The sequence below is a fragment of the Streptomyces sp. NBC_00775 genome (assembly GCF_036347135.1).
Taxonomy (GTDB): domain Bacteria; phylum Actinomycetota; class Actinomycetes; order Streptomycetales; family Streptomycetaceae; genus Streptomyces; species Streptomyces lutosisoli.
Genome location: NZ_CP108938.1, coordinates 3,569,244 through 3,582,452, shown reverse-complemented (window position 1 = coordinate 3,582,452; position 13,209 = coordinate 3,569,244). Strand labels below are relative to the sequence as shown.

Annotated in this window: 11 protein-coding genes; 6 read left to right on the top strand and 5 right to left on the bottom strand. The window is 68.5% G+C overall.

The genetic code is table 11. The features are described 5' to 3' along the window. Positions 1-85: 85 nt before the first annotated feature. The 3 genes from OIC96_RS15855 to OIC96_RS15845 all read right to left on the bottom strand — a co-directional run bounded on the left by OIC96_RS15855 (position 86) and on the right by OIC96_RS15845 (position 3,357). Positions 86-298, bottom strand: coding sequence for a YbdD/YjiX family protein (locus OIC96_RS15855; RefSeq protein WP_330307209.1), 213 nt, complete (start codon positions 296-298; stop codon positions 86-88). Further along, positions 270-2,462, bottom strand: a complete 2,193-nt coding sequence (locus tag OIC96_RS15850) for a carbon starvation CstA family protein (RefSeq protein WP_330307210.1) — start codon at positions 2,460-2,462, stop codon at positions 270-272. The genes OIC96_RS15855 and OIC96_RS15850 overlap by 29 nt, the downstream gene beginning before the upstream one ends. Before the next feature lie 130 nt (positions 2,463-2,592). After that, positions 2,593-3,357: a GntR family transcriptional regulator gene (locus OIC96_RS15845; protein WP_327431614.1), complete on the bottom strand. Its 765-nt coding sequence runs from the start codon at positions 3,355-3,357 to the stop codon at positions 2,593-2,595. 404 nt (positions 3,358-3,761) lie between these two features. On the opposite strand from OIC96_RS15845, the gene OIC96_RS15840 reads away from it, so the two are divergent. The 4 genes from OIC96_RS15840 to OIC96_RS15825 all read left to right on the top strand — a co-directional run bounded on the left by OIC96_RS15840 (position 3,762) and on the right by OIC96_RS15825 (position 8,607). Then, complete coding sequence (locus tag OIC96_RS15840) at positions 3,762-5,045, top strand: extracellular solute-binding protein (protein ID WP_330307211.1); 1,284 nt, start codon at positions 3,762-3,764, stop codon at positions 5,043-5,045. Positions 5,046-5,200: 155 nt separating this feature from the next. Further along, positions 5,201-6,187 (top strand): carbohydrate ABC transporter permease, encoded by a 987-nt coding sequence (locus OIC96_RS15835; RefSeq protein WP_330307212.1) that lies wholly within the window; start codon positions 5,201-5,203, stop codon positions 6,185-6,187. 5 nt (positions 6,188-6,192) lie between these two features. Beyond that, the gene (locus OIC96_RS15830; RefSeq protein ID WP_330310283.1) at positions 6,193-7,059 is read left to right on the top strand and encodes a carbohydrate ABC transporter permease; all 867 of its coding nucleotides are present in this window, start codon (positions 6,193-6,195) and stop codon (positions 7,057-7,059) included. 9 nt (positions 7,060-7,068) lie between these two features. Continuing rightward, positions 7,069-8,607 carry a glycoside hydrolase family 3 protein gene (locus OIC96_RS15825; RefSeq protein WP_330307213.1) on the top strand — a complete coding sequence of 513 codons (1,539 nt, stop codon included), beginning with the start codon at positions 7,069-7,071 and terminating at the stop codon, positions 8,605-8,607. A gap of 117 nt (positions 8,608-8,724) precedes the next feature. Here the strand turns inward: OIC96_RS15825 and nagB are convergent, their stop codons facing one another. After that, positions 8,725-9,510 (bottom strand): glucosamine-6-phosphate deaminase, encoded by a 786-nt coding sequence (gene nagB, locus OIC96_RS15820; protein WP_330307214.1) that lies wholly within the window; start codon positions 9,508-9,510, stop codon positions 8,725-8,727. Between the two features lie 166 nt (positions 9,511-9,676). Beyond that, positions 9,677-10,429 carry an SDR family oxidoreductase gene (locus OIC96_RS15815; protein WP_330307215.1) on the bottom strand — a complete coding sequence of 251 codons (753 nt, stop codon included), beginning with the start codon at positions 10,427-10,429 and terminating at the stop codon, positions 9,677-9,679. Positions 10,430-10,526: 97 nt separating this feature from the next. Here OIC96_RS15815 and OIC96_RS15810 point away from each other — a divergent pair, with 97 nt between their 5' ends. Together OIC96_RS15810 and OIC96_RS15805 are read left to right on the top strand one after the other, a co-directional pair. Beyond that, positions 10,527-11,219 carry a TetR/AcrR family transcriptional regulator gene (locus OIC96_RS15810; RefSeq protein ID WP_330307216.1) on the top strand — a complete coding sequence of 231 codons (693 nt, stop codon included), beginning with the start codon at positions 10,527-10,529 and terminating at the stop codon, positions 11,217-11,219. Positions 11,220-11,642: 423 nt separating this feature from the next. Then, positions 11,643-13,109 (top strand): sensor histidine kinase, encoded by a 1,467-nt coding sequence (locus OIC96_RS15805; RefSeq protein ID WP_330310284.1) that lies wholly within the window; start codon positions 11,643-11,645, stop codon positions 13,107-13,109. Positions 13,110-13,209 lie beyond the last annotated feature (100 nt).

Genomic DNA, 13,209 nt, shown 5'->3' with positions numbered 1-13,209 from the left:
GCAATCTAGGCGACGGTTCCGCCTTTATGGAACCCCCGTCCGCATAGCGGATGTGGAGGGTTCGTGTGGGCGGCCGGTGTTGGCTTCAGCAGCAGCGGAACCCCTGGCGCGGGTCCCGCTCCTGACGGTCCGTCCGCCATCGTTCGAACTCACGGCGCGAGGGTACGGGTGTGTCCGGATCGTCCTTCCGCAGGTGGGTGACATGGCGGTCGTAGGCGGATTCGTCCGTCAACTCCCTTACGTACCAGCGAATTCCCCTTCCCGTGCGGCTAACCGCCCGTTTCAGCGCCGACCGCATCGCGCTCCGCCTCCCCCGCCTTCTCCGTCTTCTCCTCCCTGGTCGGGATCAGCCCGGCCGGAGCGACGATCTTCGACTCCACGTACGGCGCCTCGCTGAGCGTGGACAGCGCCGGGCGGCGTACGTGCCGGACGCACACCCGGGCCGCGTCCGCGATCACGACGACGACGAGGACGGCGAGAATGGCCGAAAGTATGCCGTCCACCGTGGAGTTGGTGACGACGGTGTGCATGTCGTCCATGCTCTTGGCGGGTGGCAGGACCTTTCCCGCGTCGATGCCGTCCTGGTAGACCGAGCGCTGCTTGAAGAAGCCCACGCGCGGGTCGCTGGAGAACACCTTCTGGTAGCTGGCGGTGAGGGTGACCGTGGCGTCCCAGAGGAGTGGAACGCCGGTGATCCAGGCCCACTTGAGGCGGCCCGACTTCACGAGCAGGGTCGTGCAGACGGCCAGGGCGACCGCCGCGAGCAGCTGGTTCGAGATGCCGAAGATCGGGAAGAGCTGGTTGATGCCGCCGAGCGGTTCATGGACGCCGACCCAGAGGAAATAGCCCCACAGGGCGGACACGATGGCGCTGGTGATGACGAGTCCGGGTTTCCAGCTCACGTTCTTGAAGGGGCGGTAGACGTTGCCCAGCATGTCCTGGAGCATGAACCGGCCCACGCGGGTGCCCGCGTCGAGCGCGGTCAGGATGAACAGGGCCTCGAACATGATCGCGAAGTGATACCAGAAGGCGCGCAGACCTCCCCCGGTGACCTTGGAGAAGATCTCCGAGACGCCGACGGCGAGGGTGGGCGCGCCGCCGGTGCGGGAGAGCAGGGTCTGCTCCTCGACCTGGTGGGCGGCTTGCGCGAGGTCCGCCGGGGAGATCGTGTAGCCGAAGCCCGCGACCGCGTGCGACGCCGACTCGACCGTGGTGCCGATGACTCCGGCCGGCGCGTTCATCGCGAAGTACAGGCCCGGGTCGATGATGCACGCGGCGACGAGGGCCATGATCGCGACCGACGACTCCATCAGCATGGAGCCGTACCCGATCATCCGGACCTGCGTCTCCTTCTGGATCATCTTGGGTGTCGTGCCGGATGCGATCAGCGAGTGGAAGCCCGAGAGCGCACCACAGGCGATCGTGATGAAGACGAAGGGGAAGAGCGAGCCCGCGAAGACCGGCCCGTTGCCGTGTCGGGCGAAGTCGGTGACCGCGTCCATCTTCAGCGTCGGCAGCGCGATCACGACGCCCAGCGCGAGCAGCGCGATCGTGCCGATCTTCATGAAGGTGGAGAGGTAGTCGCGGGGGGCGAGGAGCATCCAGACGGGGAGGATGGAGGCGATGAAGCCGTACGCCACCAGCCAGATCACCAGGGTGGAGGGGGCGAGGGTGAAGGTGCCGGCCCAGGAGGACTCGGCGACCCAGCGTCCGGCGACGAGGGCGAGCAGGAGGAGCGCGACGCCGATCAGCGACACCTCGGCGACGCGTCCCGGCCGCAGTACCCGCAGGTAGAAGCCCATGAGCAGGGCGATCGGAATGGTCATCCCGATCGAGAAGGTGCCCCACGGCGACTGCGCCAGCGCGTTCACGATCACCAGCGCGAGCACGCCGAGCAGGATGATCATGATGGCGAAGGTGGCGAGCAGGGCCGCGGCGCCGCCGAACGGGCCGATCTCCTCGCGGGCCATCTGCCCGAGCGAGCGGCCGTCCCGGCGGGTGGAGAAGAACAGCACCACCATGTCCTGGACCGCGCCCGCGAAGATCACGCCGACGATGATCCAGATGGTGCCGGGCAGGTAGCCCATCTGCGCGGCCAGTACGGGTCCGACCAGCGGGCCCGCGCCCGCGATCGCCGCGAAGTGGTGACCGAGCAGCACGCGCCGGTCCGTCGGGTGGAAGTCGATGCCGTTGTTCAGCCGCTCCGCGGGGGTGGCCCGGGTCTTGTCGACCTTGAGCACCTTGTACGCGATGAACTTCGCGTAGAAGCGATAGGCGATGGCGTACGTGCCGAGGGCCGCGGCCACCATCCAGGCGGCCGAGACGTTCTCGCCGCGGGCGAGGGCGAGCACGGACCAGCCCGTGGCGCCGACCAGCGCGACGAGGGTCCAGATGACGATGGTGCGGGGCGTTGCCTTGCGAGGGGATGCTATTTCAGGGTTTTCAGGGCTTTCGGTGCGCACGGGTCGTCCTCCCGTCCATGGGTGACGGGAGGACCGTAGAGCAGGAAGAGGAGCTGCGCTACACCACGTGCACTACCTCAAGTGGCTTATTTCTGGGGGCACTTGAGTACGGTGATCCACCAGAGGCCCGCTAGTCCTGCGGGCGCTTGAGCCTCGCCACGAACTTGTACCGGTCGCCCCGGTACACCGAGCGCACCCACTCCACCGGCTCGCCCTGCCTGTCCAGCGAGTGCCGGGAGAGCATCAGCATGGGCAGGCCGACGTCGGTGCCGAGCAGTCCGGCCTCGCGCGGGGTGGCCAGCGAGGTCTCGATGGTCTCCTCGGCCTCGGCGAGATGGACGTCGTACACCTCGGCGAGCGCGGTGTAGAGGGAGGTGTACTTGACGAGAGACCTGCGCAGCGCGGGGAAGCGCTTGGCGGACAGGTGGGTCGTCTCGATGGCCATCGGTTCGCCGCTCGCGAGGCGCAGCCGCTCGATGCGCAGCACCCGGCCGCCGGCCGAGATGTCGAGCAGCCCGGCGAGGGTCTCGTCGGCGGTGATGTAGCCGATGTCCAGGAGCTGCGAGGTGGGTTCGAGGCCCTGGGCGCGCATGTCCTCGGTGTACGAGGTGAGTTGCAGTGCCTGGGAGACCTTGGGCTTGGCCACGAAGGTGCCCTTGCCCTGGATACGCTCCAGGCGGCCCTCGACGACCAGTTCCTGAAGGGCCTGCCGCACGGTGGTGCGCGAGGTGTCGAACTCGGCGGCGAGGGTGCGCTCGGGCGGTACCGGCGTGCCGGGCGGCAGTGTCTCCGTCATGTCGAGCAGGTGCTTCTTCAGGCGGTAGTACTTGGGCACGCGCGCGGTACGGATGGGCGCCCCACCCTCGTTCTCCGCACTGCTGACGTCGGTGCTCATGCTCTGCCTTCCCGGCTCCGGATGCCGAAGCGACCGACATCCCCATCGGCCACGGCTCACATCGTGGCACGGCTTCGTGTGCGAGTGTCCCCTCGCACGCTCCGTGATCCCCTCTATATACCGTCGCCGTACCTGTTGGTCTAGTCCACCGCGCGGAGACGCGTCGCACAGGGTGCGTGAACTGGGCTGTCCGTTATGCCACTTACCTAATTAAAGGTCCTTTCATATGTAGGTCCCATAACGGACGGTCGGAGTGCCTGTGAACGCCTTGACACCCCCCTAGGTCTAGGCCAAGCTCCCCGTACTGGTCTACACCATTGGTCCAGTCCCGGCCCCACGGGCGGTACGCGTCGTATGTCACCGCAGGGAGCAGGGGGGTTTATGGCATCCCTGAGGAGGGTGGCGTGAAGCGCAAGCTGATAGCCGCGATCGGTATCGCGGGCATGATGGTCTCCATCGCGGCGTGCGGGAGTGACGACAAGTCCGGGGGGTCGGACAAGGGCGCGGACGCCAAGGAGCTGACCGTCTGGCTCACCGTCGACGCGCAGAACAACTGGCCCGAGCTGGTCAAGGCCGCCGACACGGCGATCAAGGCGAAGCACCCCGGCATCAAGATCAACCACGAGTACTACGGCTGGCCGGACAAGAACACCAAGCTCGACGCGGTCCTCGCCACCGACAAGGCCCCCGACGTGGTCGAGATGGGCAACACCGAGATGCTCGGCTACATGGTCAAGGGCGCCTTCGCTCCCCTCGACGCCTCGAAGTTCGAGCAGTCGGACGCCTGGCTCGACGGCCTCAAGGCCTCGGTCACCTACGACGGCAAGACCTACGGCGTCCCGTACTACGCCGGTGGCCGCGTCGGCAACTGGCGCAAGGACCTCGCCGCTTCGGTCGGCGTGAAGTCCGCCCCGAAGACGTACAAGGAGCTCACCTCCACCCTGGACAAGATCCAGAAGAAGGAGGGCGACAAGTTCAGCGCCTGGTACCAGCCCACCCGTGACTGGTACGCGGCCATGTCCTTCGTCTACGACGCCGGCGGCTCCATCGCGAAGGAAGACGGCGGCCAGTGGAAGGGCAACCTCTCCTCGCCCGAGTCCATCAAGGGCCTCACCGAGTTCAAGAACGTCGTCGACAAGTACATGCACGGCGACAAGACCAAGGACGAGTCCGACCGTTACATCGTCTACGGCCAGGGCAAGTCCGGCATGATCTTCGGCGCGGCCTGGGAGGGCGCGACCTCCGAGGACCCGAAGAACGACAAGACCGGCAAGCTCAAGGGCAACCTCGAGAACTTCGTGATGCCCGGCCCGTCCGGGAAGAACCTCCCCGTCTTCCTCGGCGGCTCCGACCTCGCCGTACCGGTGAAGTCCAAGGCGCAGGCCGTCGCCGCCGAGTGGATCAACGCGTTCACCGGAGCCAAGGGCCAGAAGGGCCTGATGGGCAAGGGCAACCTGCCCAACAACAAGACCGACCTCGCCACCCTGAAGAACGACCCGGCCACGGTGGTCCCGGCCACGGCGGCCGAGTCCAACTGGTTCGTCCCGATGGCACCGGGCTGGGGCCAGGTCGAGAAGGCCCAGGTCCTGCAGACCATGCTGCAGAACATCGGCACCGGCAAGAAGTCGGTCGCGGACGCCGCGAAGGAAGCGGACGCCGCGATCGACAAGGTCATCAACACCAAGTGACCTGAGAGCAGGGCCCCGTCGGTCCTCCCTCGCGGAGGCGCGGGGCCCTGCTCCCCGTACGACCGGGGGGTGAGCCTCCCGTACGACCCGGTCGCGGGCGGGGCTTGCTTCCCGTACGACCCGTACGACCTGAGGTACCGCTGAGGAGCGCGCGGATGAGTGCCGCTGAAACGACCACTGCCAAAGTGCCGCCTGCGCGGCAGTCGCCACCACCATCGGCCGCGCCGGAGCAGCCACGGAGAAAGCGGACGAACGGCGGGGCAGCCGTCCCCTGGGCGCTGCTCGCCCCCTGTCTGCTGATTCTCGCGCTGGTCCTCGGCTATCCGCTGGTCCGGCTGGTCACGCTGTCCTTCCAGAAGTTCGGGCAGTCCCAGCTCTGGGGCTTCCAGCCGGCCGAGTCGGTCGGCTTCGACAACTTCGGCAAGGTGCTGGGGGACAGCGAGTTCTGGGCGGTGGTCGTCCGGACGATCGTCTTCGCGGGCGGCTCCGTCATCTTCACGATGGTCATCGGCATGCTGATCGCGCTGCTCCTCCAGCGGGTCTCCGGCTGGGTGAAGACACTCATCAACATCGTGCTCGTGGCCAGCTGGGGCATGCCCATCATCGTGGCCACCACGGTCTTCAAGTGGCTCTTCGACTCCGACTACGGCGTCTTCAACGCGCTGCTCAGCAAGTTGCCGGGCGTCGACATGGTCGGCCACAACTGGTTCGCCAGCGGCACCCAGGGCCTGGCCGTGATCATGCTCCTGGTGGTGTGGGGCGCGGTGCCGTTCGTCGTCATCACGCTCAGCGCGGGACTCACCCAGGTGCCGGCGGAGCTGGAGGAGGCGGCACGCCTCGACGGCGCGGGCGCCTGGGGCGTCTTCCGTTACGTCACGCTGCCGATCCTCAAGCCGATCATCGTGATGCTCACGACCCTCTCCGTCATCTGGGACATGGGCGTCTTCCCCCAGGTCTTCGTCATGCGGGGCGGCCACCCGGAGGCCGAGTTCCAGCTGCTCACCACGTACTCGTACGACCGTGCGTTCGTGGTCAACGACTACGCGCAGGGATCGGCGATCGCCCTGCTGACCGTGCTCCTGCTGCTGGGCGTGGTCGCCGTGTACATGCGTCAGATGCTGAAGATCGGAGAGGTCGAGTGAGCGCGATCACCACCTCGGGGCGTACGTCCTCCGGCCCCCGCAAGTCCTCCGGACCCCGCAAGTCCAAGCTCGGCTGGAACCTGCTCGGCCTGCTTGTCTTCGTCACCGCGGGTTTCCCCGTCTACTGGATGTTCAATACGGCCTTCAAACCGGCCAAGGACGCCATCGACTCGGATCCGAGCCTGTTCCCCACGGCGGTGACGCTCGACAACTTCCGCCGCGCGCTGGACATCGCCGACTTCTGGGGCCCGGTGGGCCGCAGCCTGATCGTGTCCCTGTCGGTGGTCGTGATCGGCATGGTGGTGGGGCTGCTGGCCGCGCTGGCCATCTCCCGCTTCGCCTTCCGCGGCCGGAAGATCGTGATCGTCGGCATCCTGGCGGTCCAGATGGTCCCGCTGGTCGCCATGATCATCCCGATCTTCCTGCTGCTGAACGACCTCGACCAGTACGACAAGCTCTCCGGTCTGATCATCACGTATCTGACCTTCATCCTCCCCTTCACGGTGTGGACGCTGCGCGGCTTCATCGTCAACATCCCGAAGGAGCTGGAGGAGGCGGCGATGGTCGACGGCTGCAGCCGCACGGGCGCCTTCGTCCGCGTGGTCTTCCCGCTGCTGGCACCCGGCATGGTCGCCACGTCCGTGTACGGCTTCATCCAGGCGTGGAACGAATACCTCTACGCCCTCATGCTGTTGAGCCAGAAGAACCAGACCGCCACCGTCTGGCTCGGCAACTTCACCACCAAGCACGGCACCGAGTACGCCCCGATGATGGCCGGTTCCACGATGATGGCCGTGCCGATCGTCGTCCTGTTCCTCATAGTCCAGCGCAAGATGGCCGCGGGGCTGACCGCGGGCGCCGTGAAGGGATAACGCCACCCGATGACGACACTCGCCAGTGGGACGGACACCATCACGCGTGACGCGCTCACCGTCCTCCAACCCGGTTTCACCGGAACCACGGCCCCCGACTGGCTGCTCCGCCGCCTGGGTGAAGGCCTCGCCTCGGTCGGCCTGTTCGGCCGCAACATCGACTCGCCCGAGCAACTCGCCGCCCTGACGGCCCAGTTGCGCGCCGAACGCGACGACGTGCTCGTCGCGATCGACGAGGAGGGCGGTGACGTCACCCGCCTGGAGGTGCGTACGGGGTCCTCGTTCCCCGGCAATCACGCGCTGGGAGCGGTGGACGACGTCTCACTGACGGAGGAAGTGGCCGCCGAACTGGGCCGCCGCCTCGCCGCCTGCGGCGTCAACCTCAACTGGGCCCCGTCCGCCGACGTGAACTCCAACCCCGACAACCCCGTCATCGGCGTACGGTCCTTCGGCGCCGACACCGACCTGGTGGCCCGGCACACGGCCGCGTACGTCACCGGACTCCAGTCCGCGGGGGTCGCCGCCTGCACCAAGCACTTCCCGGGGCACGGCGACACGGCCGTCGACTCGCACCACGCGCTGCCGCGCATCGACGCCGATCTGTCGGTACTGGAGTCCCGCGAACTCGCCCCGTTCCGCGCCGCGATCGCCGCGGGGACGCGCGCCGTGATGAGCGCGCACATCCTCGTCCCGGCGCTGGACCCCGACCGCCCGGCCACCCTCTCCCGCCGCATCCTCACGGGCCTGCTCCGCGAGGAACTCGGCTACGACGGTCTCATCGTCACCGACGGCATGGAGATGCAGGCCATCGCCGCGACGTACGGCATCGAGCGGGGCAGCGTCCTCGCCATCGCGGCCGGCGCGGACGCGATCTGCGTGGGCGGCGGCCTCGCGGACGACGACACGGTACGCCGCCTCCGCGACGCCCTCGTCTCAGCCGTCCGCACCGGCGAACTCCCCGAGGAACGCCTCGCGGACGCGGCGAACCGGGTGCGGGCGCTGGCACGTTGGACGGCGGTAGGCGTGGGTGCGAGTGCAGGTGAGGGGACGGGTGCGGGTGTGGGTGCGGGTGATCGTGCCGACGTCGGCCTGGTCGCCGCCCGTCGCGCGCTCACGGTGACCCACGCCGAGACGTACGCCCCGCTCACCGAGGCCCCGTACGTCGCCGCGCTCACCCCGGTCGCGAACATCGCTGTCGGTGACGAGACCCCCTGGGGCGTGGCGGCGGAACTGGCCCGGCTGCTCCCCGGCACGGAGACCGGCAGCTTCACCGGCGAGAGCGCGGGCGCCCTGGCCCTCGCCGCCGCGGGCACCCGCCGGATTGTCGCCGTCGTCCGCGACGAACACCGCCACCCCTGGATGGCGGCCGCCCTCGACACCCTCCTCGCCGCCCGCCCCGACACCGTCGTGGTCGAGATGGGCGTACCGCAGTCCCCGCCCCGGGGCACCCTCCACATCGCCACCCATGGCGCGGCACGCGTATGCGGCCGGGCGGCGGCGGAGGTCATCGCGGGGGAGCAGCGTGGCAGCGATTACGTGACCACCTGAACGAAAAGGTGCCGGGCCTCCCTGGGGGGAGACCCGGCACCTTCGTGTGGTCGCTCGGCGTGCGTGACGATCTGTGCCCGTGACGCTCGGCGACCGTGACGATCTCTGTCCGTGCCGCTAAATCCCCTGCCAGTCCGGCTTGTTGGCGAACGTGTGCCGGAAGTAGTCCGCGAGCTTCAGCTTGGAGGCCGCCGCCTCGTCTACGACGACGGTCGCGTGCGGGTGGAGCTGCAACGCCGACGCCGGGCACACCGCGGCCACCGGCCCCTCGACCGTCGCGGCCACCGCGTCCGCCTTGCCCTCGCCCGTGGCGAGCAGCACCAGGTGCCGTGCCTCCAGGATCGTGCCGATGCCCTGGGTGATGACGTGGTGCGGCACCTGCTCGATGTCGCCCTCGAAGAACCGCGCGTTGTCCACCCGGGTCTGCTCGGTCAGCGTCTTGATGCGGGTCCGTGAGGCGAGCGAGGAGCACGGCTCGTTGAACCCGATGTGCCCGTCCGTCCCGATCCCGAGCAACTGGAGATCGACGCCGCCGGCCTCCGCGAGCGCCTTGTCGTACGCCTCGCACGCGGCCCGCACGTCCTCCGCGGTGCCGTCCGGTCCGATGAACGCGTCCATGCCCAGCCCCAGCGGCTCAAGCACTTCGCGCCGCAGTACCGAGCGGTACGACTCGGGATGTTCGGCCGGCAGCCCCACGTACTCGTCGAGCTGAGCGATCCGCGCGCCCGAGGCGTCCACGGCACCGGCGCTCACCTTGGCCGTCAGCGCCTGGTAGATGGGCAGCGGAGTCGAGCCGGTGGCCACGCCGAGCAGGGCGTCGGGCTTGCGTCGGAGCAGCTCCGCCATGGCCTCGGCGATCAGCTCGCCGCCCGCCTTGGCGTCCGGGACGATGACAACTTCCACGCTGGGCCTGCCGATCTGGAGAGGGGACTCAGGGACTCAAGGACTCAGGAGACTCACTGGAACCCGAAAAGGGACACATGTGGTATAGACCAATCTAGCAGAGCCCCTCCCTATCGTCGCCCGAAGCTTCCCCGCGATGGCGCCCGGGTCACTGAAGGCGCCCGCCTCACATGAGCGAACCCCCCGTCGCGTCCACCCAGCTTCCCGTGATCCACCGCCCGTCGTCCGACGCCAGGAACGCCACCACGTCCGCCACATCCGCCGGCACTCCCACCCGGCCCAGCGCCGATATCGCCGAGGCCTGTGCCCATCCGTCCTCGGTCCCGTGCAGGAACTCGGCGGTGTTGTCGGTGTCGATGATGCCCGGGGCCACCGAGTTCACGGTGATCCCCCGGGGGCCCAGCACCTTGGACAGGTCCCGGGTGAAGACGTCCAGGGCGCCCTTCGTCATCGCGTACGCCATCTTGTCCGGCATCACGGCGTTGCGGGCGAGGCCCGAGGAGATGTTGATGACGCGCCCGCCGTCGCGCAGGCGGGAGGTGCCGAGCCGGGTGATGAAGTGCGGTGCCGTCACGTTCACCGCGAACACCTTGTCGTACTCCGTCTCGTCGATCTCGTCGAACGAACGCGACGTACCGATCCCCGCGTTGTTCACCAGGATGTCCAGCCCGTCCGCCTGCCGGTCGAAGGACTCCCACAGGGCCTCCGCGTCGCCCGGCAGCCCGAGCTCCACCCCGATCGCGAACGCCGATCCGCCCGCCGCCTCGATCGCGGCGACCGTCTCCTTCGGGGCTGCCTCATTGCTGCCGTAGTGCACGGCCACCCGCGCGCCGTCCCGTCCGAGCCGCTCGGCGATGCCCCGCCCGATGCCCCTGCCGCCGCCCGTGACGAGTGCCGTCCTGCCGCTGAGCACGCCCATGCCGACGCCCCCTTCGCATTTCACTAGTGGTCGCTACAGAAAAAACCGTACAACAGCCCACCGACATTTCTCTAGCAGCCGCTATAAAATCCATCCCATGGTGAGCAGGCAGCAGACCGAGCCGGGGACCGCCGCACCCGAGGACGCCAAGGTCCTGACCAAGCAGCGCGGCCGTCCCCGTTCCTTCGACCGTGAGACCGCGCTGGAGAAGGCGATCCTCGCGTTCTGGGAGCGCGGGTACGAGGCGACCTCCGTCTCCGACCTCACACGCGTCATGGGCATCGGCGCCCCGAGCCTGTACGCGGCGTTCGGTGACAAGCGGTCGCTCTTCGACGAGGTGGTCCGCGAGTACGGCACGAAGTACGGCTCGTTCGGCGAACGCGCGCTGGCCGAGGAGCCCACCGCCCGCGGCGCGGTCGAGCGGATGCTGCGCGAGGCGGCCGTCGAGTACACCGACCCGGGCCACCCGCACGGCTGCCTGGTCATCCACGCGGCCACCAACTGCACCTCACCCGAGGTCGAGGAGTCCCTGCGCGAGCGGCGCAACGCCAACATCGCCGTCTTCGAGAGCCGTATAAGGGCGGGGATCGCCGCGGGCGAGCTGCCCGCGGACACTGACGCGGCGGCCCTCGCCCGGTACACCGGGGCGGTCATCCAGGGCATGTCCCAGCAGGCCCGCGACGGCGCCGGCCGAGAAGAACTGGAGGCGCTGGCGGAACTCGCCATGGCCGTCTGGCCCCGCTCCGCCGCCCATCCGGTCCGTTCATCCGCCAATCCGGCCCGTTCCTGAACCGAAGCGGGTTAGTCTGCGTGATGGATGCTGTTGGATGTTGGATAAGCCGACAACAATAAACATCGCTTGGCGCATGGACAGATGACGCATGGACGCAGGACCATGGTCTAGTCCACAATGCTGGTGTATCGCAATGCTTGAGTAACTGAACAAGCCTCCGTCTTCCCCGCACAGGAAGGCGGACCGAGGAACCGGCGCTCTCTGCCCTGACTGCTCCGGCTCCTCTCTTCGGCCATCGGGACCGCACACCCCGCGGCCGTTGTTGCTCCGGGCTGCGGTGCCGGGAGGGTTGAGGGTCCCTCCCAGGCGCCGCGGCCCGCGGGTGTTTCCGGGCCCGTGCGAAGCCTCCGCGGGACCCGTGCGAGTGGCTGATTTCGGGGCCTGTCGTATCCGCCGGGTACGCTCGCACACGTGCCCTCCATGAACGACCTCGTACGCCAGCACACCGCCCTCGGTGACTCCGATCTCGAGTGGCTGCATCTGCTGGTCTCGGAGTGGCAGCTGCTCTCCGACCTCTCCTTCGCCGACCTCGTCCTGTGGGTGCCCACGCGCGACGGCACCCGCTATGTGTCCGTGGCGCAGATGCGGCCCAACACCGGCCCCACCTCGTACCAGGACGACATGGTCGGCCACCTCGTCCCGCGCGGCCGCCGCCCCATGCTGGACGCCGCGCTCGACGAGGGCCGGATCGTGCGCGAGGGCGACCCGGAGTGGCGCGAGGAGGTTCCGGTACGGGTCGAGTCCATTCCCGTACGACGTGAGGGGCGCGTCCTCGGGGTCATCGCGCGCAACACCAACCTGCTCACCGTGCGTACGCCGAGCCGCCTTGAGCTGACGTACCTCCAGAGCGCCTCCGACCTCGCCCAGATGATCGCGGCGGGCTCCTTCCCGTTCCCGAACCAGCAGGTCGACATGGACGCCTCGCCACGGGTGGGCGACGGACTGATCCGCCTCGACGCGGACGGCATCGTCCAGTACGCCTCTCCGAACGCGCTGTCGGCGTACCACCGCCTCGGCCTCGCCGCCGACCTCGTGGGCCACAACCTCGGCGTGACCACCGCCGAACTCGCCCCGTCGCGCGGCCCGGTGGACGAGGCGCTCTCCAAGGTCGCCAGCGGCTGGGCGCCCCGCGAGTTCGAGATCGAGAGCGGTGACGGCGTGATCCAGCTGCGCGCGATCCCGCTCAAGCCCAAGGGCACCCGCGTGGGTTCACTGGTGCTGCTGCGCGACGTCACCGAACTGCGGCGCCGTGAGCGTGAGTTGATCACCAAGGATGCGACCATCCGGGAGATTCATCACCGGGTGAAGAACAACCTCCAGACGGTGGCGGCCCTGCTGCGGCTCCAGGCCCGGCGCATCGACTCGGACAAGGGCCGGGAGGCCCTGGAGGAAGCTGTACGCCGGGTCGGTTCGATCGCGATCGTGCACGAGACGCTCTCCCAGAACCTGGACGAGCGCGTGGAGTTCGACGAGATCGCCGACCGGGTGCTCGCCATGGTCGCCGAGATCTCTCCCGGCAAGGTCACCGGCCGGCGCACCGGCCGCTTCGGCATCCTGGACGCCGAGGTCGCGACGCCGCTCTCCATGGTCCTCACGGAGATCCTGCAGAACGCCCTGGAGCACGGCTTCCGCGAGGGCGACCGGGGCACCGTCGAGGTCTCCGCGGTCCGTGGCGGCACCACCAAGGACGCCCGCCTCCTGGTCACCGTCCAGGACGACGGCGTCGGACTTCCGGAAGGATTCGATCCGCACCGCTCGGGCAACCTCGGTCTGCAGATCGTACGGACGCTGGTGGAGGGCGAGTTGGGCGGCACCTTCGACATGGTGGCGGCTCCGGAGCGCGGGACCCAGGTGATCCTGGACATCCCGGTGCTGGCTCACAAGTAAGCGGCACCCGTACGCGGCCGGCGCCCACAAGTAATCCACAGACATGCACAGGTAATCCACGCGGACGCAAACAGCAATGAGCCCCGGACCACTTGGTGGT

Coding starts and splice junctions, on each gene's coding strand:
- OIC96_RS15845 (WP_327431614.1), bottom strand. CDS start 3,357: ATGAGCACCGACGTCAGCAGTGCGGAGAACGAGGGTGGGGCGCCCATC.
- OIC96_RS15805 (WP_330310284.1), top strand. CDS start 11,643: ATGAACGACCTCGTACGCCAGCACACCGCCCTCGGTGACTCCGATCTC.
- OIC96_RS15855 (WP_330307209.1), bottom strand. CDS start 298: ATGCGGTCGGCGCTGAAACGGGCGGTTAGCCGCACGGGAAGGGGAATT.
- OIC96_RS15815 (WP_330307215.1), bottom strand. CDS start 10,429: ATGGGCGTGCTCAGCGGCAGGACGGCACTCGTCACGGGCGGCGGCAGG.
- OIC96_RS15835 (WP_330307212.1), top strand. CDS start 5,201: ATGAGTGCCGCTGAAACGACCACTGCCAAAGTGCCGCCTGCGCGGCAG.
- OIC96_RS15810 (WP_330307216.1), top strand. CDS start 10,527: ATGGTGAGCAGGCAGCAGACCGAGCCGGGGACCGCCGCACCCGAGGAC.
- OIC96_RS15825 (WP_330307213.1), top strand. CDS start 7,069: ATGACGACACTCGCCAGTGGGACGGACACCATCACGCGTGACGCGCTC.